This is a genomic window from Caballeronia sp. ATUFL_M2_KS44, from assembly GCF_023630965.1.
Classification (GTDB): Bacteria; Pseudomonadota; Gammaproteobacteria; order Burkholderiales; family Burkholderiaceae; genus Caballeronia; species Caballeronia concitans.
The window spans coordinates 387,753-406,816 of record NZ_JALQEA010000051.1 but is presented as its reverse complement, the minus strand read 5'-3'; the positions used below and the strand labels follow the sequence as shown (position 1 = coordinate 406,816).

At 64.2% G+C, this 19,064-nt stretch carries 19 protein-coding genes; all 19 read right to left on the bottom strand.

Annotated elements, in window-relative coordinates; translation table 11 throughout:
- Nucleotides 1-4 precede the first annotated feature (4 nt).
- The 19 genes from NCR39_RS22585 to cdhC all read right to left on the bottom strand — a co-directional run bounded on the left by NCR39_RS22585 (nt 5) and on the right by cdhC (nt 19,026).
- Nucleotides 5-760 carry an SDR family NAD(P)-dependent oxidoreductase gene (locus NCR39_RS22585; RefSeq protein WP_250454293.1) on the bottom strand — a complete coding sequence of 252 codons (756 nt, stop codon included), beginning with the start codon at nt 758-760 and terminating at the stop codon, nt 5-7.
- A gap of 29 nt (nt 761-789) precedes the next feature.
- Nucleotides 790-1,596 (bottom strand): ABC transporter permease, encoded by an 807-nt coding sequence (locus NCR39_RS22580; protein ID WP_250454292.1) that lies wholly within the window; start codon nt 1,594-1,596, stop codon nt 790-792.
- A complete protein-coding gene (locus NCR39_RS22575) occupies nt 1,577-2,431 on the bottom strand; it encodes an ABC transporter ATP-binding protein (protein ID WP_250454291.1) in 855 nt (284 codons plus the stop codon). Before NCR39_RS22575 ends, NCR39_RS22580 begins: the two co-directional genes overlap by 20 nt.
- Nucleotides 2,428-3,453, bottom strand: a complete 1,026-nt coding sequence (locus tag NCR39_RS22570) for an ABC transporter substrate-binding protein (protein ID WP_250454290.1) — start codon at nt 3,451-3,453, stop codon at nt 2,428-2,430. Before NCR39_RS22570 ends, NCR39_RS22575 begins: the two co-directional genes overlap by 4 nt.
- A 110-nt stretch (nt 3,454-3,563) precedes the next feature.
- Nucleotides 3,564-4,634: a 3-isopropylmalate dehydrogenase gene (gene leuB, locus NCR39_RS22565; protein ID WP_250454289.1), complete on the bottom strand. Its 1,071-nt coding sequence runs from the start codon at nt 4,632-4,634 to the stop codon at nt 3,564-3,566.
- 35 nt (nt 4,635-4,669) lie between these two features.
- Nucleotides 4,670-5,266 (bottom strand): 3-isopropylmalate dehydratase small subunit, encoded by a 597-nt coding sequence (gene leuD / locus NCR39_RS22560; protein ID WP_250454288.1) that lies wholly within the window; start codon nt 5,264-5,266, stop codon nt 4,670-4,672.
- Nucleotides 5,267-5,268: 2 nt separating this feature from the next.
- Entirely contained in the window at nt 5,269-6,699 is a 1,431-nt protein-coding gene (gene leuC / locus NCR39_RS22555; protein WP_250454287.1) for a 3-isopropylmalate dehydratase large subunit, read from the bottom strand.
- A gap of 184 nt (nt 6,700-6,883) precedes the next feature.
- Nucleotides 6,884-7,513 (bottom strand): DAK2 domain-containing protein, encoded by a 630-nt coding sequence (locus NCR39_RS22550; RefSeq protein WP_250454286.1) that lies wholly within the window; start codon nt 7,511-7,513, stop codon nt 6,884-6,886.
- Nucleotides 7,514-7,526: 13 nt separating this feature from the next.
- Entirely contained in the window at nt 7,527-8,537 is a 1,011-nt protein-coding gene (locus tag NCR39_RS22545; protein ID WP_250454285.1) for a dihydroxyacetone kinase subunit DhaK, read from the bottom strand.
- A gap of 35 nt (nt 8,538-8,572) precedes the next feature.
- Nucleotides 8,573-9,574, bottom strand: a complete 1,002-nt coding sequence (locus tag NCR39_RS22540) for an ABC transporter permease (RefSeq protein ID WP_250454284.1) — start codon at nt 9,572-9,574, stop codon at nt 8,573-8,575.
- Nucleotides 9,571-11,106 carry a sugar ABC transporter ATP-binding protein gene (locus tag NCR39_RS22535; RefSeq protein WP_250454283.1) on the bottom strand — a complete coding sequence of 512 codons (1,536 nt, stop codon included), beginning with the start codon at nt 11,104-11,106 and terminating at the stop codon, nt 9,571-9,573. The genes NCR39_RS22540 and NCR39_RS22535 overlap by 4 nt, the downstream gene beginning before the upstream one ends.
- A gap of 55 nt (nt 11,107-11,161) precedes the next feature.
- Nucleotides 11,162-12,289 carry a sugar ABC transporter substrate-binding protein gene (locus tag NCR39_RS22530; RefSeq protein WP_250454282.1) on the bottom strand — a complete coding sequence of 376 codons (1,128 nt, stop codon included), beginning with the start codon at nt 12,287-12,289 and terminating at the stop codon, nt 11,162-11,164.
- A gap of 58 nt (nt 12,290-12,347) precedes the next feature.
- The gene (locus tag NCR39_RS22525) at nt 12,348-13,016 is read right to left on the bottom strand and encodes a class II aldolase/adducin family protein (protein ID WP_250454281.1); all 669 of its coding nucleotides are present in this window, start codon (nt 13,014-13,016) and stop codon (nt 12,348-12,350) included.
- Nucleotides 13,013-14,092 carry an S-methyl-5-thioribose-1-phosphate isomerase gene (mtnA, locus tag NCR39_RS22520; protein WP_250454280.1) on the bottom strand — a complete coding sequence of 360 codons (1,080 nt, stop codon included), beginning with the start codon at nt 14,090-14,092 and terminating at the stop codon, nt 13,013-13,015. The genes NCR39_RS22525 and mtnA overlap by 4 nt, the downstream gene beginning before the upstream one ends.
- Nucleotides 14,093-14,103: 11 nt before the next feature.
- On the bottom strand, nt 14,104-15,372 hold the full coding sequence (gene mtnK, locus NCR39_RS22515) for an S-methyl-5-thioribose kinase (protein ID WP_250454279.1): 1,269 nt from the start codon (nt 15,370-15,372) through the stop codon (nt 14,104-14,106).
- Between the two features lie 46 nt (nt 15,373-15,418).
- The gene (locus NCR39_RS22510; protein ID WP_250454278.1) at nt 15,419-16,114 is read right to left on the bottom strand and encodes a GntR family transcriptional regulator; all 696 of its coding nucleotides are present in this window, start codon (nt 16,112-16,114) and stop codon (nt 15,419-15,421) included.
- 544 nt (nt 16,115-16,658) lie between these two features.
- On the bottom strand, nt 16,659-17,126 hold the full coding sequence (locus NCR39_RS22505) for a thioesterase family protein (RefSeq protein WP_250454277.1): 468 nt from the start codon (nt 17,124-17,126) through the stop codon (nt 16,659-16,661).
- A 3-nt stretch (nt 17,127-17,129) separates the two neighbouring features.
- A complete protein-coding gene (locus NCR39_RS22500) occupies nt 17,130-18,077 on the bottom strand; it encodes an L-carnitine dehydrogenase (RefSeq protein ID WP_250454276.1) in 948 nt (315 codons plus the stop codon).
- 19 nt (nt 18,078-18,096) lie between these two features.
- Nucleotides 18,097-19,026, bottom strand: a complete 930-nt coding sequence (gene cdhC, locus NCR39_RS22495; RefSeq protein ID WP_250454275.1) for a 3-dehydrocarnitine:acetyl-CoA trimethylamine transferase CdhC — start codon at nt 19,024-19,026, stop codon at nt 18,097-18,099.
- Nucleotides 19,027-19,064: the final 38 nt, after the last annotated feature.

The following is a 19,064-nucleotide window of genomic DNA, read 5'->3' as shown; positions in this document are numbered from 1 at the left end:
CGCTTCAATAAGTGGCGCGTCCGCCGGACAGGTCGAAAACCGCGCCGGTGGTGAACGAATTCTCTTCGCTGGCGAGCCAGGCGATCATGGCGGCGGCTTCGTCGAGTTCGAGGAACCGGCCACGCGGAATCTTGCCCAGCATGTACTCGATATGCTCGGGCGCCTGCTCCATCGCGCCCGGCGTGCGCGCGACGGCAGGCGTGACGCAATTGACCGCGATGTCGTGCCGCGCCAGTTCCTTGCCGAGCGATTTCGTCATGGCGATGACCGCCGCCTTCGCCGAGCTATACGCCGCCGCGTTCGGGTTCCCCTCCTTGCCCGCCACCGACGCAAGATTGACGATGCGCCCGTAGTTCTGCCGGATCATTTCGGGCGCCACGGCGCGGCAGCAATGAAACGTGCCGTTGACATCGACATCCATGACCTGCTTCCAGACATCGACGGGATAGTCGATCAAGGGCGCATTGGGCCCGACGATCGCCGCGTTGTTGATGAGAATATCGATGCGCCCCGCCGCCTTCAGCGTGCCGGCGACCGCCGCCTGCACGCTCGCATGGTCCGCGATATCGACGCGCTCGAAGTGAACGTCGTGCTCGCCGAGCTGGCTGCGCGCCTGCTCCATGCCCGCCGCATTGATGTCCCAGATCACGAGCCGCGCGCCCGATTCCAGCAGCCGGCGGCCGACCGTCAGCCCGATGCCTTGCGCGCCGCCGGTCACGACCGCGACGCGGTCCGTCAGATTGATGGTGTTGGTCTGCAATTTGGTTTTCCTCAAGGGTTGCTTGTGCCTCACGCGCTCGCGGCAACGGTTTGTCCGGCCACGGGCCGCCAGCGCAGCAGATAGTCTTCGATCATCGAGACAGCGGTATCGAGCAGGAGCGCGAACACGGTCAGCACCAGAATGCCGGCGATCACCGAGTTGATATCGAACACGCCTTCGGCCAGCAGAATCAGATAGCCCACGCCCTTTTCCGAGCCGAGATACTCGCCGACCACGCTGCCGACGAACGCAATGCCGATCGCGTTATGCAGGCTCGAAAATACCCAGCTCGTCGCCGATGGAAGATAGACATGCCGCATCAACTGACGCGAGTTCGCGCCGAGCATGCGCGTGTTGGACAGCACGGTCGGACTCACTTCGCGCACGCCCTGGAACACGTTGAAGAACACGACGAAGAAAACCAGCGTCACGCCCAGCGCGACCTTCGACCAGATACCGAGTCCGAACCACAGCGCGAAAATCGGCGCGAAGATGAGGCGCGGCATCGAGTTCATCGCCTTGATGAAGGGATCGAACACGACGGCGAGAAACGGGCTGAGCGCGAGCCAGAGTCCGCATGCCAGCCCGAGCACCGTGCCGATCACGAACGCGAGCATGGTTTCGAGCAGCGTCGTGTACAGATGGCGGAACACCGAGCCGGTCACGAACCATTCGACGACGCGGCGCGCCACGCCGACCGGCTCCCCGAAAAAGAACGGCGACAGCCATTTCTCTGACGTGCCGAGCCACCAGAAGAACAGGACGCCGAGCAGAATCACGAGCCGGGTCACCAGCACGGCGAAACGATTGGTTGGGTCAAACTCGATTGCGCGCATAGCTTTTCAGGACCTCGCCTCGAAGCACGTCCCAGATCTGGGTGTGCAGTTGAAGGAAACGCTGCGTCATCCGGATTTCCGACATCTCGCGCGGCCGTTCCAGGTCGATCTCGAACTCCGCGATGGGCCGCGTCCCCGGCCCCGCGGACAGCACGATCACGCGGTCGGACAGCGAGATGGCCTCTTCGAGATCGTGCGTCACGAACATCACGGACTTGCGGTCGTTCGACCACAGCCGCAACAGCTCGTTTTCCATCAGATGGCGCGTCTGGATGTCGAGCGCGCTGAACGGCTCGTCCATCAGGATGATGCGCGGATCGAGCGCCAGCGCCTGCGCGAGACCGGCGCGCTTGCGCATGCCGCCCGACATCTGATGCGGATACTTCTTCCCGTGGCCGTTCAAACCCACGCGATCGAGCCAGCCGTGCGCGACATCGAGCGCTTCGTGACGCGGCATGCCGCGAAAGATCAGGCCGATGGCGATATTGTCTTCGGCCGTTTTCCAGGGCATGAGCGCATCGACCTGAAACAGATACGCGGCCTCCGTGTTCAGCCCTTGCGTCAGCTTCTTGCCGAACACGCTCAGGCTGCCCGACGATGGCCGCGTGAGTCCGGCGGCCACGTTCAGCAGCGTGGACTTGCCGCAACCCGTCGGACCGACGATGGAGACGAATTCGCCGTCGCCTATCGTCAGGTTGCCTCCGGAGACGGCGGTGTAGGTCTGCGCGCCCTTGCCGTTGCCGGCGAAGGTGCACGTCACGTTGTCGAACCGCAAGGCTTCGCTCCGCTCGGCGCGTCCGGTCCGAATCGGGACGCTGTACGTGGCGGTGCTCATGGCTGGATCTCCGCGGCCTTTTTCACGAAACGGTTGTCGTAGGTGGTGGCGAGATCGATCTTCGCCGATGCCACGGCCGGATCGAACGCGGCCAGCACTTCATGCACCGTCTCCGCGCCTTTGGGCGTGATCTCGCCGTTCTGCGAGATGCAACGGCGGCTGTTCGTGAACGCTTCGGCATAGAGCGCCTTGTTGTCGCCCAGATATTGCGGCGGCACGTTGTCCGCGACCTGCTGCGGCGTGGCCTTGGCGATCCACTTCTCCGCCCGCACGATCGCATTCGCGACGGCCTGCACCGTCTTCGGATTCCTGTCGATGAAATCGCGCGTGGCGAAGAGGCTCGACTCGGGATAGTCCGCGCCGAACACCTTCACGTTGCCGTCGGCGGTGCGCATGTTTTCGAGCGGCTTCAGGCTGCCGTCTTTCGTGAGAATGGTGGCGCTCGGATCGTTGACGATGAGCGCGTCGATCTGCCCCGCGCGCACCGCTGCAACGGCGCCCGCTGCCTGTCCCACGCCGATGACCGAAATGTCCGACGGCTGCAGCCCCGCCTTGTGCAGGATGTAGTTCACGGCCATGTGCGTGCTCGAACCCGGCGCGCTCACGCCGATTCGCATGCCCTTCAGGTCCTTGGGCGACTTGACGTCCGCCTCGTGTTTCTGCGACACGCCGAAGATCCATCCGGGGCAGATCACCTGCGCGGCCACCACGACGAGATGCTGTCCCTTCGTGGCCATGGTGATGGTGTTCGAATACGCGCCCGCCACCATGTCGGAGCTGCCGCCGAGCAGGGCTTCAAGCGTCTTCGAGCCGCCCGAGAACGCGGCGATGGTGACGTCGAGTCCTTCGTCCTTGAAGTAGCCGCGCTGCTTCGCGACGAGCAGCGGCAGATAGGTGATGCCCGTGGACGCCGCCGCGATATGCAGCTCGGGCTTCTCCGGCACGTCCTTGGCCACGGCCGTGACCGATGCGCAAGCGAGTTGAACAGCTGCGCAGAGTGCAACAGCAAACTTCAGCTTCATGGTTGTCTCCTCCCTTTCTAGGGATGTCCGTACGACCGACTGCCTGAGACGGACCGGCATCTCGCGCATGACGCATCGGGATGCCCGTCTGCCCCGGAACGCCCTTCGCTTCAAGCGACTTCTTTTCGCAAAGCCTCGACCACTGCATCGCCCATATCGCGCGTGCCGACGCTCTTCGTGCCTTCCTGATGGATGTCACCGGTGCGATAACCATCGGCCAGCACCGCCCGCACCGCGCGTTCGACGCGTCCCGCCGCGTCTTCCATCTCGAAGCTCTCGCGCAGCATCATCGCGAGGGAAAGGATGGCGGCGAGCGGATTGGCCACGTCCTTGCCCGCGATATCCGGCGCGGAGCCGTGCACCGGCTCGTAAAGCCCCTTGCGCTCGTAACCGAGGGAAGCCGAAGGCAGCATGCCGATCGATCCGGTCAGCATGGCAGCCGCGTCCGACAGAATGTCGCCGAAGAGATTACCCGTCACGATGACATCGAACTGCTTGGGCCGGCGCATCAGCATCATCGCGGCGGCATCCACGAAAAGATGGCTCAGTTCGACGTCCGGATAATCGCGCCCGACGCGCGTGACCGTCTCGCGCCACAACTGGCTCGCCTCCAGCACGTTCGCCTTGTCCACCGAACACAGCTTGTGATGACGGCGGCGCGCGGCGCGAAACGCGGCATGCGCCACGCGTTCCACTTCCGATTCCGAATAGCGCATGGTGTTGAAGCCGACGCGCTCGCCCGCCTCGTTGGTCGTGAAGCCGCGCGGCTGACCGAAGTACGCATCGCCGTTCAGCTCGCGCACGATCACGATGTCGAGGCCATCGACGACTTCGGGCCGCAGCGTCGACGCGCCGATCAGTTCCGGGAACATGTAGGCCGGGCGGAAATTCGCGTACAGCGTGAGCGCTTCGCGCAACTGCAACAGCCCCGTTCCCGGACGGCGTTCGCGCGGAATGTCGGCTTCATCGGCCACGCCTACCGCGCCGAAGAGAATGGCGTCGGCCTTGCGCGCGATATCGAGCGTCGGCTCGGGAAGCGGCACGCCATGCGCCTGAATGCCCGCTTCGCCGATGGGCGCCTCCTGAGTCTCGGCATGCGGCGCGACCACTTTCAGCACCTTGAGCGCCTGCGCCACGACTTCGGGACCGATACCATCGCCGGGCATGACTGCAATCTTCATCTGACCTCCTCCAGGTTGTTTAGACATCGCGCGATTCAATATCCGTCGACACGGCCGCGCTCGAACGCATCGATGCGCTCGCGGTGCGAAAGCGTGTAATCGATCTCGTCCATGCCGCGCAGCAGGCACTCCTTGGCGAACGGCTCCATCGCGAAACCATGCGACGTGCCGTCGGGCAAGGTCACGGTCTGCGCGGGCAGATCGATCGAAATCCGGCTGCCTGCATCGACGGAAAGACGTTCGAGCAGCGGAAGCACGACCGTCTCCGGCAGCACGATGGGCAGCAGTCCGTTCTTCAGGCAGTTGATGAAGAAGATGTCGCCGAAACTCGGCGCGATGACCGCGCGGATGCCGTAGTCGTACAGCGCCCATACCGCGTGCTCGCGCGAGGAACCGCAGCCGAAGTTGTGATTCGCCACCACGATGCGCGCCTCGCGAAACGGCGCCTGATTCAGCACGAAGCCGGGGTTCTCCTCGCCATCCGGACGCAGGCGCAGCGCACGGAACAGGAACTGGCCGAAGTCGTCGGAGCGCGGCTTTTGCAGGAAGCGCGCGGGCAGAATCTGGTCGGTATCGCAATTGATGGCGGCGATCGGGACCGCGACTGCGTCGAGATGAGTCAGCTTCTCCATGTTCAGGCTCCCAAGAGGCGGCGCACATCGGTCAATCGGCCGGTCACGGCAGCGGCAGCCGCCATGGCCGGGCTCATCAGATGCGTGCGCACGCCGGGCCCTTGACGTCCCACGAAATTGCGATTGGACGTCGATGCGCAACGCTGCCCGGGCGCGGCGATGTCGCCGTTGGTGGCAAGGCACATCGAGCAGCCGGGAAAGCGCCACTGAAAACCGGCTTCGACGAACACGCGGTCCAGCCCTTCGGCCTCGGCCTGCGCCCGCACCTCGTGCGAGCCGGGCACCACCCACGCCTCGACGCCCGATGCGATACGCCGTCCCCGCGCGACCTCGGCCGCGCTTCGCATGTCCTCGATGCGTCCGTTCGTGCACGAGCCGATGAACACGCGGTCGATCGCCACGCCTTCGAGCGTCACGTTCGGGGCCAGCCCCATGTAGTCGAGCGCCTTCGACATGGCCGCGCGCAAATCGGGATCGGTCTCTTTCGCGGGATCGGGCACGCGCCGGTCGATGGCGCAGGCGTATTCCGGCGTGGTGCCCCACGTCACCATCGGCGCGATGCCGCCGACGTCGATATGAATCTCACGGTTGAAGCGCGCGCCGGGGTCGGTGAAGAGCGTGCGCCAGTGCGCCATCGCGCGGTCCCACTGCTCGCCCTTGGGCGCGTACGGACGCCCGGCGAGATACGCGAACGTGGTTTCGTCCGGCGCGATCATTCCGGCACGCGCGCCGGCTTCGATGGTCATGTTGCAGAGCGTGAGCCGGCCTTCCATCGAGAGACCGGCGATGGCGGAGCCTGCGTACTCGATCACGTGACCCACCGCGCCCGCCACGCCGATGTGCGCGATGACCGCGAGGATCATGTCCTTGGCGGTGACGCCGGGGCCGGGCGTGCCGTCGAGCGTGACGCGCATGTTGCTCGACTTGCGTTGCCACAGGCATTGCGTGGCGAGGACGTGCGCCACTTCCGTCGCGCCGATGCCGAATGCGAGCGCGCCCATCGCGCCGTGCGTCGATGTGTGGCTGTCCGCGCACACGACCGTCATGCCCGGCAGACTCAAGCCCTGCTCGGGACCGACCACGTGAACGATCCCGCGACGCGCATCGTCCATGTCGAACAGCGTGATGCGCGACTCGGCTGCATCACGCTGCAGCGCATGAATCATCGCGCGCCGTTCCGGATCGGTCACGGCCGACATGTCGTTGGCCGCGCTGGAAACGTAGTGGTCCGCCGTGCCGAAGATGCGCTCCGGCGAGCGCGGCTTGAGCCCGCGCTGGCGCAAGAGATCGAAGGACTGCGCGGTGACGTCGTGAATGAAATGGCGGTCGATGAACAGCAGGTCTTGTCCGTCGTCGCGCGACATGACGGTGTGATGCTTCCAGATCTTGTCGTAAAGCGTCTGCGGGCCATCCGCTCCGTGTTCGAGTTGCATTGCTTCGTCTCGCTCCGTCAATGCGCCGCTCGCGAAGGCACGCCTTCGTTCGGCGAGTCAATGTTGTGGGAGCATGATGCGCCAGACGAAGCGCTTTGTACGTGCTATTTGGGAAAGGCACCATCGTCATTCGCGATGATGAAATGCGTGCCGATGCCGCTTGTCGAAGGTGACCGCGTGAGGCTCATGCGCCTTGATTCACCGCCTGGCGCAGCGCTTCGAGAAAGCGGACATAGGCCGTCGCGCCCGGATCGGGATGCCCGACGCTGCGTTCCTGCACCCACGCCGCGCGACCCTTCTGCGACTGCATCTTCGCGGTCTCGGCCACGCGCGCCTTCGCCGTGGCGATCATCGCGTCGAGCGTATCGGCCGCGCTTCCTTGCGATGCCTCCAGCACGTCGAGGCTCGGCACCAGCGCATCGAGCACGGTCTTGTCGCCCACTTGGCTCTTGCCGCGTTCGACGATGCGCGCCGCCACCGCCCGCCCGATGCCGAGCGCGTCGTCGCGTGAAAGCGCGGTCTTGCCCTGCATTGTCTTGGCGGCAGCGAGCAGTCCGCCGCCGACCAGCGCGGCAAACGTCGACGGATTCGCCGTCGAAAACGCCTTGCCTGCCGCGAGCAGCATGTCGCCTACGCTTGCCTCGTCAGGCAACGCACCGATGACCTTCACGACCGCTTCCGATCCCGCGCGCACCGTGATGCCGAGATCGCCGTCGCCGAGGGCGGCATCGAGGTCGCGCAACTCGTCGGCATGCGCGGGGAGCGCGCTCAATGCGCGCGTCAGAATGTCGATCAATTGCTTCGTCGTCGTCATTTCGGCATCCTTATCAAGCGCGCGTGCCTTCGCGGAAGAACGGCGAATGCGCAGGCGCGTCGAGCAACGCTTCGAGTTCGTCGTCGAGCAGCATGACCGTGATGGATGCCCCCGCCATTTCCAGACTCGTCACATACTCGCCGACATACGACCAGGCGACCGTCAGCCCATCGTCGCCGATGATCTTCGCCGCACGCCGATACAGCAGGTACAGCTCTTCGAGCGGCGTCGCGCCGAGGCCGTTCACGAGCAGCGCAAGACGCGAACTCTTCGGCGCGGCGAGATCGTCGAGAATCTGGCGCATCAGACTGTCCGCGATGCTATCCGCCGATTGCAGCGCGCCGCGATGCGTGCCCGGTTCGCCGTGAATGCCGATGCCGATCTCCATCTCGCCATCCGGCAACGTGAACGTCGGCTTGCCCGCTGCGGGGAGAATCGTCGGCGAAAGGCCCACGCCCATGGTGCGGCAATTCGCGTTGGCCTTCGCGCAGATGCGCGCCACTTCGTCGAGCGAATCGCCGCGCTCGGCCGCAGCACCGGCGCACTTGAACGCGAACACCATGCCCGCCACGCCGCGACGGTCGGCAGCGCGTTCCTTCGGCGCCGATGCCACGTCGTCGGTCAGCACGACCGTTTTGATGTCGATGCCTTCCGCATCCGCGAGATCGGATGCGAGATCGAAGTTGAGCACGTCGCCGCCATAATTGCCGTACACGTACAGCACGCCCGCGCCGCCGTTCACCGCCTTGGTCGCTTCGAATATCTGTTCGGATGACGGCGACGAGAACACGTTGCCCACCGCCACGCCGCCGCACAAGCCCTCGCCCACATAGCCGAGAAAGCCCGGCATATGCCCCGAGCCGCCGCCCGTCACGATGCCCACGCGGCCTTGCTTCGGCGCATCGGCGCGAACGAGCGCGCGCTTGTCGGCGTTCGCGGCCTTGATCCATTTCGGATGCGCGAGCAACAACGCATCGATGATTTCGTCGACGAAGGTTTCCGGGTTATTGATGATCTTCTTCATTGCCGCGTCTCCTTGTTTTGCGTTGATGGCGTGCGTCACAGCTTTTTGCGCTGGCTCAATGCGTCGAGCAGGACCGCCGCGAAAATCACGCCGCCCTGAATGAATTGCGTCCAGAACGGATTCACGCCGAGCAGCGAGAGACCGACGTTGATGACGCCGATCAGCACCACGCCGATGAACGTGCCGACGATCGATCCGCGTCCGCCCGCGAGCGACGTGCCGCCGATCACGATGGCCGCGATGACCTGAAGCTCCAGTCCGTTCGCCGCCGAAGGCAAGGCGGAGTTCAGCCGCCCCGCGAGCACGATGCCGGCAATGGCGGCCGTCACGCCCGCGAGCATGTACGTGAAGAACACGACGCGCCGCACCGGAATGCCCGCGAGCCGCGCGGCTTCCTGATTGCCGCCGACCGCGAAGACCTGATGCCCGAAGGTCGTCTTGCGCAGCAGCACATGACCGATGACGAACACGACGAGCATCACGATCATCGGCATGGGCAGGCCCGCGATCGCTTTCGCGCCGAACACGGTGAACGCGTTCGGGAAATCGAACTTCGTGCGGCCGTCGGAGATGGCGAGCGTGAGGCCGCGCGCCATGGCCATCGCGGCGAGCGTGACGATGAACGGCACGAGACGCAGCCACGAAATCGCGAAGCCGTTGATGGCCCCGACCGCCGCGCCCGTCGCGAGCGCGATGAAGAGTCCGCCGATGCCGAGACCGACCGCATCCGGGCTCGATCCCGCCATGAAGGTCGCGGCGACCATGCCGCTCAGCGCGACGAGCGATCCCACTGAAAGATCGATGCCCGATGTGATGATCACGAAGGTGCCGCCGACCGCCGCGATGCCGACGACGGACACCTGCACCATGATGTTGGTGAGCGTGCTCGTCGTCAGAAATTCGGGCGATGCGATCGACAACGCCACGCAGATGATGATGAGCGCGGCCAGCAATGGCCCGATGCCCGTTCTCAGTTGACGGATCACGCGGCGCGAGAGCGCTTCGGTGTCCGCCCGGTTGGCTGCGGTGGATGTCATGCGCCTGCTCCTGTCGTTGCCCATTGAATCACCGTTTCGGAGTCCGCCTTGTCGCGCGCGATCTCGGTCACGATGCTGCCGCGATACATCACGAGCACGCGATCCGACATGCCGAGCAGTTCCGGCAACTCCGAACTCACCATGATGACCGCCGCCCCCGCGCGCGCCATCTTCACCATGTGCGCGTAGATCTCGGTCTTCGCGCCCACGTCGATGCCGCGCGTGGGTTCATCGAGCATGATGACGGCGGGATTCGTCGCGGTGGCGCGGCCAAGAATGACCTTCTGCTGATTGCCGCCCGATAGCGTCCCCGTGACCTGAAGCACCGACGAAGCGCGCACGCCGAAACGCGCGCTCGCGTCCTGCGCGAGCTTGCGCTTTCTCGCGCGGCTCACGAAGCCGCCGCTCGCGAGCGCCTTGAGGCTCGACAGCGCGACGTTCTCTTCGATGCTCGCATCGAGCACGAGCCCTTCCAGCTTGCGATCCTCCGACGTATAGACGAGCCCGTGACGCACGCCTTCTGTCGGCGAATGATTCGTGACCTTCCTGCCTTTCACCGCGATCTCGCCGTGCGTCGCGGGCAGCGCGCCGAAGATCGTCTTCAGCAACTCCGTGCGTCCCGCGCCCGCAATTCCCGCAATGCCGACGATCTCGCCCGCGCGCACCGTGAAGCTCGCGTTGCGCAGAATGGGCGCGCTCGCGAGGTCGCGCACGTCGAGCACCACGTCGCCATACTCGCGCGGCTCCCACGGATAGAACGATTCGAGATTGCGCGCGACCATCGCCTGCACGAGTTCCGCTTCGGTCCATTCGGACATCGGGCGTGCGCCGACGGTCGCGCCATCGCGCATCACGACCGCCGAATCGGCCAGCTCGAACACTTCTTCCAGATGATGCGAAATGAAGATGATGCCCATGCCTTCTTCGCGCAATCGACGCACGACCGCATACAGGTTCTCGATGTCGTGGCTTTGCAGCGCGGCGGTCGGCTCGTCCATCACGAGAATGCGGGCATCGCGCGCAATGGCCTTCGCCACTTCCACCAGTTGCCGCTTGTTGAGCGGCAGGTCGCCTAAGCGCATCCACGGCGGCACGTTGTCGAGGCCCACGCGCGCGAGCGCCTCGCGTGCCATCGCATGCGCCTCGCGCTGTCGCACGAAGCCGTTCCGCGCGGGCATGCGCCCGAGGAACAGGTTCTCCGCGACCGTCATGTCGTTGATGAGCGACAGCTCCTGATAGATGACGGCCACGCCTGCATCGATTGCCGCATTCGTGCCGCGCGCGAGCGGCTTGCCGTCGATCTCGATGTCGCCTTCATCCGGCTCGTACGCGCCCGAAAGCGTCTTGACGAGCGAGGACTTGCCCGCGCCGTTCTCCCCGACGATGGCCATCACGTGACCCGCGTGCAGTTCGAGGCTCACGCCGCGCAGCGCCTTCACGCCGGGAAAGCTCTTGACGATGCCCTGCATGCGCAGAAGCGGCGCCTTCCCGCTCGAAGGCTTGCGTGCCTGCGCTTCGGTTTCGACTGTCATGTTCGCATTCCGCTCGCGGCCGCGCGATGCCTGCACACGCGGCCGCCGGTTGGCCTTACTGCTTCACTTCCTCGGACCACAGGCCGTATTGCTTGACCGCATCCGAGTCGATGTTGGACTTGTCGATGAGCATGGTCGGCCACGCATAATTCGCGGGCACGTCCTTCTTCGCGTTGTAGTCCGCGATGAACTGCAGCGACTTCGCCGCCATCTTGATGGGGTTCTGCGAGATGGTCGCGTCCTGCTTGCCTGCGCGAATGGCCGAGAGCGCCTGCGCGGTTCCGTCCGCGCCGATCACCATGATGTGCGCCTTGTCGTCGAGCGGCTTGTAGCGTCCCGCGTTGTCGATGGCCTTTTCCGCGCCCACCGTGTTGTCGTCGTTCGCGCCGAATACCGCGTCGATCTGCGGGTATTTCTGCAGGATGTTGGTCATCGCGTTGAGCGACTTCTCCTGATCGAATGCGCCTTCCTGACGCGCCACGACCTTGATGTCCGGATACTTCGCGATCTCGTCGCTGAAGCCCTTCTCGCGGTCGGTCGCCGCCGTGGTGCCGACGAGACCGATCAGATCGACGACGTTGCCCTTCTCCGATCCGTAGCGCTTCTTCAATTGCTCCGCGATCCACTTCGCCGCCGTCTGCCCGAGCGCGACGTTATCCGACGCGACGAACGACGTCACCTTGCCGCCGTCCGATCCGCGATCCAGCGTGAACACCGGAATGTTCATCTGATTTGCCTTCTCGACCGCCGGAATGATGGCCTTCGAATCGATCGGATTCAGCACGAGCGCGGTCACGCCCTGGCTCAGCAGATTGAGCGCGTCGTTGACCTGCTGTTGCGCATCGCCGTTCGCGTTCGTCTGCACGAGGTCGAAGCCCTGATCCTTCGAGCCGCGCTCGACACCCGCTTTCAGGCCCACGAAGAACGCGTTGTTCAGTGTCGCGATGGAGAAGCCGATCTTCGGCTTCGCACCGTTCGATGCCGCCGCTGCGGGCGCGCTTGCCGGTGCACTCGCCGGTGCGCTTGCGCTCGCGCTGTCGCTTGCGCGCTGGGCGGTGCTGCCGCCCGACGACGCGTTCTCGCTCTTGTTGCATCCCGCGAGCGCCGCTGCGCACAGCAGCAACGCGCCGGTGGACTTGCCAAATGCGCCCCAACTATCGAACCGTGCCGAACTCCAGGCCATGACTGTCTCCTTTGTACGAGTTGTTCATTGCAGTGAGCTTGATGTCTTGTCGCGGATTTCAATCGTCCTTGCTGCGCTTGCCATACGTCTTGAATCTCTCCAGCACTTCATGCATCTGATCGTCTGTGAGGACGGGCGGCGCACCGAATTGCAACGCCAGCAGATACTGCCTCGCGAGCACTTCCACTTCATGCGCGAGCCACACCGCGCGCGAAAGATCCACACCGAGCGCGACGACGCCGTGATGCGCGAGCAGGCACGCACGCCGTCCTTCGAGCGCGGCCAGTGCATGATCCGACAGCGCCTGCGTGCCGAAGAGCGCATACGGCGCGCAGCGAATCGATGTTCCGCCCGCTGCCGCGACCATGTAATGCACGGCCGGAATCTCGCGGCCATGCATGGCGAGCGCCGTTGCCGCCGTCGAATGCGTATGCACGACGGCATGCATGTCCGGGCGCGCGCGCAGCAGGTCGCGATGAATGCGCCATTCCGATGATGGCCGCGCGGTGTGAAGCACGTCGTCGGCGTCGCATACGTCGAGCGGCAAATAGACGATGCTTTCCGCGCTCAACTCGCGCGCGGGCACGCCGCTCGGCGTGATCAGGAAGCCATCACGGAAGCGCGCGCTGACGTTGCCCGACGTGCCCTGATTGATGCCGAGCCGTTCCATGTCGAGCGCCGTATCGACGATGCCCCGGCGCAGCGCGCCCTCATCCGCCGCGCTCATGCCGCGTTGCCCTCGGCGGCGAAGAGACGCTTGAGCGAACGTTCGAACGGCGCCGTGACGATCCCGCGTTCCGTGATGAATCCGGTGACGAGTGCATGCGGCGTCACATCGAATGCGGGATTGCGCGCCTTGATGTTCTCGGGCGCGACACGCTGCCCCGCGAGATGCGTGACTTCGGTGCCGGACCGCTCCTCGATCTCGATGCGCTCGCCCGTCGCCGATGAAAAGTCGAGCGTCGACGACGGACACGCGACATAGAACGGAATGCCGTAATGACGCGCGGCGATGGCGAGTCCCAGCGTGCCGATCTTGTTCGCGAAGTCGCCGTTTGCCGCGACGCGATCCGTGCCGACGATCACGAGATCCACGAGTCCTTGCGACATGATCGACGCCGCCGCGCCATCCATGATGAGCGTGACGTCCACGCCCGCCTGCTGCAACTCGAATGCCGTGAGGCGCGCGCCCTGCAATAGCGGCCGCGTCTCGTCGGCGAAGACGCTGAACGCGATGCCCGCGCGATGCGCCGCATAGATCGGGGCCGTGGCCGTGCCGAGTCCGGTCGTCGCGAGCGCGCCCGCATTGCAGTGCGTGAGCACGCCGTTGCCCGGCGCGATCAGCGACATGCCGTGTTCACCGATGCCTTCGCATAACGCGATGTCTTCTTCGTGGATGCGCCTCGCTTCATCGACGAGCACGTCGTAGAGCGCGGCGGAATCTTGCGCGTTGCATTCACGCGCGCGCCTCGTCATGCGCTTGAGGCTCCAGCTTAGATTCACCGCAGTGGGACGCGCGGTATCGAGCCATGCCGCGCGCCGTTCCAGTTCCGCGCGAAACTCCGCGGCAGGCAACGCGCGCGCATCCTGCATCGCGACGCACAAGCCGTATGCCGCCGCCACGCCGATGGCAGGCGCACCGCGCACGCGCAACTCGTGAATGGCACGCCACACGGCGGCAGCATCGGTGACATGCTCCACGACGATCTCATGCGGCAGGCGCGTCTGATCGAGCAGCAACAGCGTGTCGTCACGCCATTCGATGGTCGGAGCGAGCGTCGGGAACAAGGTCTGCGAATTCATGCGTGCTCCGGTCAGCGTTGTGCGATGGCGTCGTGCTCCACGTCGCGCGCGAGCAGCACGACGTGTTCGATATCAGTCAAGGCGGTTCGCTGCACGAGCAACGCTTCGGCGCAGCGCAGCGCGCGCACTTCGATTTGCGCGCGCAGTTCGGCATCGGGAATGCGCGTGATTTCCGCGACCTTCGCCATGCCGACGATGCGCCGGATCATCTTGCAGCCCGCGAAGCCCAGCGTGTCCGCGAGCAATCGCCGCATGAAGTGCGCGCGATACGCATCGGCCGCGCGGCTATCCGCCGATCCGCCGATGAAAGGCCGACCGCTGCGGCTTTCGTGATCGCGCCACAACGCGAGGAACTTCGCGCTGAAGCCGTTCCAGATGCGCACGGTCTGATCGAGCAGCCATTCCTGATACGCAGCGGGATCGCCGCCATTGAGCCGCCCGTGATAGTCGCGCGAGAAGTACGCGAGCAGCAGATTGGCGATCAGCGCGCCGATGTCGAAGCCCATCGGTCCATAGAAGGCGAACTCGGGATCGATGACATAGGTCTCGCGTTCGTTGACCATGATCGAGCCGGTGTGAAGATCGCCGTGCAGCAGCGTTTCGGCGTGATTCATGAACGCCCACTTCATGTCGGCCGCTGCCATGCGCAACGCGTCGTTGGTACGCAGGCGTTCGAGCGCGGACTTCGGCAATGCGGGACTGTAGACATTCGAAGGATGATCTTCGAACGGAAACGTGAAGACCAGGTCTTCCGTGATCTTGCACAGTTCGGCATTGACCGCGCCGCTCATCGCCTGCTTCTTGATGTCGGGCGCGAGATACAGATCCGAGCCGAAGAAGAGCGTCTGCGCGAGATACGTCGAGAGATGCTCGGCCATCAGCGGATACGTGACGCCATCCATCAGTCCATGCCGCAAGATGCGATGCGACGAGAGATGCTGCATGACCATCAGGAAGCGCTTGCCGTCCGCGTGATAGACCTGCGGCACGTGCTGCGGACACAGCGCGCCGAAGCGGCGCAATGCGGCGACTTCATGGTCCATGCGCTGGCATGACAACGGCCAGTTCTTGCCGACGAGGCGCAAAAATGGCGGCGCCTGCTTGACGACGACGCTGCGCTCGCGCGCCTTCGCATTGGTCACGAAGTACACGAAGTTCAGATTGCCGTCGCCTACTTCGGCGACTTCGAGATCGCCGGGATCGCCCAGACGATTGCGCACCTCAGGAATGCCGCCCAGGTAATCGGCGAGCGCGGATGCGGTGAATGCTTCGAACTCCATCGGTGTCTCCTCCGATGTGTGATAGCGCGCAGCCCATCGAAACGCTTCAGCGACGTTTGCGCACCAGATCGAACCTGAAGATGCTTGCGTTGTAGTAGTCGTTGCTATAACAAAGCGGCTGGCCGCTCTGATCGAAATCCACTTCGTCCAGCAGCAGAAACACACCGAAGCCATCGCCCAGTTCGGGCAGGTCGCGCGGCGTGAGAACGGTCGGCTGTATCGACGTATGCGTGTGCGACAAGCGCCGCCCCGTACGCGCGAACATGCCGAACAGCGATTCCCCTAACTCTCCATCCGCGGCATCGAAGAGCGTCTTCGGAATGGTGTCGATGCAATACGCTGCGATCGCCTCGTTCGCGCGACGCACGCGTTCGATGCGCACACATGCGTCGCCCACCGCGATACCCAACTTCTCCGCAAGACTCTCCGATGCCGCGATGGTGTCCGTCTGAATGCGGCTCGTCGATGGTACTGCGCCCACGCTCTTGATCATGTCGGTCACGGACATCAGATCATCCAGCCCGCCGTGCAGCTTGAGCGAAATTTGTCTGATGAAGGTGCCTCTTCCCTGCACGCGTTCGAGCAGGCCGTGCGAGATCATCTGAGCGACTGCTTCACGCAAGCTGGAGCGTCCGACCCCGAGCAGGTCGCATAGCTCGATTTCCGTGGGAATCTGGTCGCCGGGCTTGAGCTTGCGCTCGCGGATCATCGTGAGAAGCGAGTCCTGAATCTTGTCGCTCATCGACCGTTCGACGCTTAGACGCATAGGGCTCTCGCAGGTGGCCTGGCGTGAAATATACATCCGACGTCTGATGTTTTTTCTAGGGCTTTCCCGTAGGTACTTAGGTTTTTGCCAGTGAGTTTTTCTAACGCGTGCGCAGCAATTTCACTCACGCAGCGAAGCCGCTATTAGTTCGCGCGACTGACGCAATGCAATAAAGCCGACTTTTATCTCTCAGGACAACGCGCGGTAAAACACACTCGCGGACCGTGCATTGAGAAAGCGCATTGCATGGAGCTATATCGACTGGCGCGAACAAGTGGCGAAGTAGCCCTCGTCGCTCCTTTCATTCGAGGCTAAACCTTTGCGCGCGCCTGCCGTAAATCAGGCCAGAACATGCGCGCGATTGCGTGAATAACCTTGCGCCGCTTCATCGCGGCGGCTTTGGAAGGAGAAAGACCGTGAGTGCAATGGACTGGATGGTAGCCGGCGTTTATCTGGCCGCGCTCGTGAGCGGCACGCTGCTCATGAGCGTGCTCGCGCGCCGGAGCCTGAAACAAGGGCACTAACCCGCACGACGCGCCGGCAAGCCGATCACGCACCCCGCATGGCTTGCCTCCGACGCTGCAATGGTCGCCTGCGCGGCGATGTTCGCGGCGATGTCGTCGTCGAACGAAGCGGCTTTCGGCGCGCCGCTCGTGTCGATATGCATCAGCATCTGTTCGCATGCGGATACGGCATCGTCGCTCTCGCCTTCGAACATCTGCAGATACAGGTGGATGCGCTTTCCGTCCCGCGCGATGACGCGTGCATCGACACGCACGGCCGCGCCTTCCTTCAGCTCGCGCAAGTAGCTGATATGCGCCTCCAGCGTGTACAGCGTGCGACGACGCGCGCGCCGCGCTGCATCGCCGAGACCGATGGCGTCCATGAAGGCGTCGGTCGCGAGGCTGTAGATCAGCATGTAGTACGCATCGCGCAAGTGACCGTTGTAGTCGACCCATTCGGGCCTGACCGTGTCGCGGTAGATCATCGTTCAATCCTTTATGCCGTGGCGCGCCTTCGCCTCGGCGATCGCCGCGATGACGCTCGTGATGCAGTCGTCGCGATACCGTTCGAGATCCTTGATGCTACGCCCGTTCGTCTGCTTCGCGGTGCCGTCCACGACACGATCGATGAGTTCGTCCGTCAGCGTCGGTGCGACGAGTTTCGTCCACGGCAATTCGAGCGCCGGCCCGAACTGCTGCATGAAATGCCGCATGCCCGCTTCGCCGCCCGCAAGCGTATAAGTCAGGAACGTGCCCATGAACGACCAGCGAATGCCCGCGCCGTAGCGGATGGCGTCGTCGATCTCGCCGGTCGTCGCGACGCCCTCGTTCACGAGATGCAGCGCCTCGCGCCACAACGCTTCGAGCAATCTGTCGGCGATGAATCCCGGCACTTCCGCACGCACGCGCAACGGCCGCATGCCGATGCTCGAATAAAACGTGATCGCGTTATCGATCGACTCTTCCGACGTATGCCCGCCGCCGAGCACTTCGACGAGCGGCAACAGATAGACCGGATTGAAAGGATGTCCGACGATGCATCGCTCGGGGCGAACCGCGTTCGCATAGAAATCGCTCGGCAAAAGCCCCGATGTCGATGACGCGATGATCGCCTCGGGCTTCGCTGCGCGGCTCACGCGCTCATGCAGCGCGAGCTTGAGTTCCTCGCGTTCCGGCGCGCTTTCCTGAATGAAGTCCGCCTTCGCGACGCATTCCTCGACCGTCGCGGCCACGCGCAGCCTGTCTTGCGATGCACCCTGCGCCAGTCCCACGCGCTCCAGCGCAGGCCACGCATTCGCGACGTTCGCACGCACGATTGCCTCGGCGTCCGGCGACGGATCCCACACGGTGACATCGAGACCATGCGCGAGCGCGCGAGAGACCCATCCGCTACCGATCACGCCCACGCCGAGCGCGGCGAATTGCTTCACTTGCATGTCCTTTCTCCTCTCGCACTCAGGCGAATTGCTCGACTGCACGCTTTTCCAGCGGACGTTCGCCGCGCGGCGGCAAGCCGAGCTTAGTGCGTCCTTCGGCGGGCGTGAGCGCGCGGCCGCCCAGCCGTTCGATGATCTCGATGGCGCGCTGCACCAGCGTTCCGTTGCTCGCATGCACGCCGCGATCGAGCCACAGGTTGTCTTCGAGTCCCACGCGCACATGGCCGCCGAGCAGCATCGCCTGCGCGACCATCGGCATCTGCATCCGGCCAATGCCGAAGCCCGCCCAATGCGCGCCGGGCGGCAGGTTGTCGACCATGGCTTTCATCGTGCCCGTGTCCGGCGGCGCACCCCACGGAATGCCCATGCAAAGCTGAAAGAGCGGCGGCGCATCGAGCAGGCCTTCTTTCAGCAACTGATTCGCGAACCAGAGATGGCCCGTGTCGAATATCTCCAGTTCGGGCTTGACGCCGAGTTCCTGAATGCGCTTCGCACCCGCTCGCAACTGCGCGGGCGTCGATACGTAGATGTAGTCGCCATCGCCGAAATTGAGCGTGCCGCAATCGAGCGTGCAGATCTCGGGAAGCAAGTCTTCGACATGAGCAAGACGCGTGAGGCCGCCGACGAGATCGGTCCCCTTGCCGAAGCGCATCGGCTCTTCGCCTGCGCCAATCTCCAGATCGCCGCCCATGCCGGCCGTCAGATTGATGATGACATCGACATCCGATGAGCGAATGCGATCCACCACTTCGCGATAAAGCGCGGGATCGCGGCTGCCGCGTCCGGTGCGCGGATCGCGCACGTGACAATGCGCGACGGTCGCGCCCGCGCGCGCCGCTTCGATCGCAGCCTCCGCGATCTGCTTCGGCGTGACGGGAATCGCGGGATGGCGGGAGGTAGTGTCGCCCGCGCCGGTGACAGCACAAGTCACGATGACGTCGTAGTTCATGATTTGATTTGGATAGCTAATCGTTTGTTAAGCCGGTA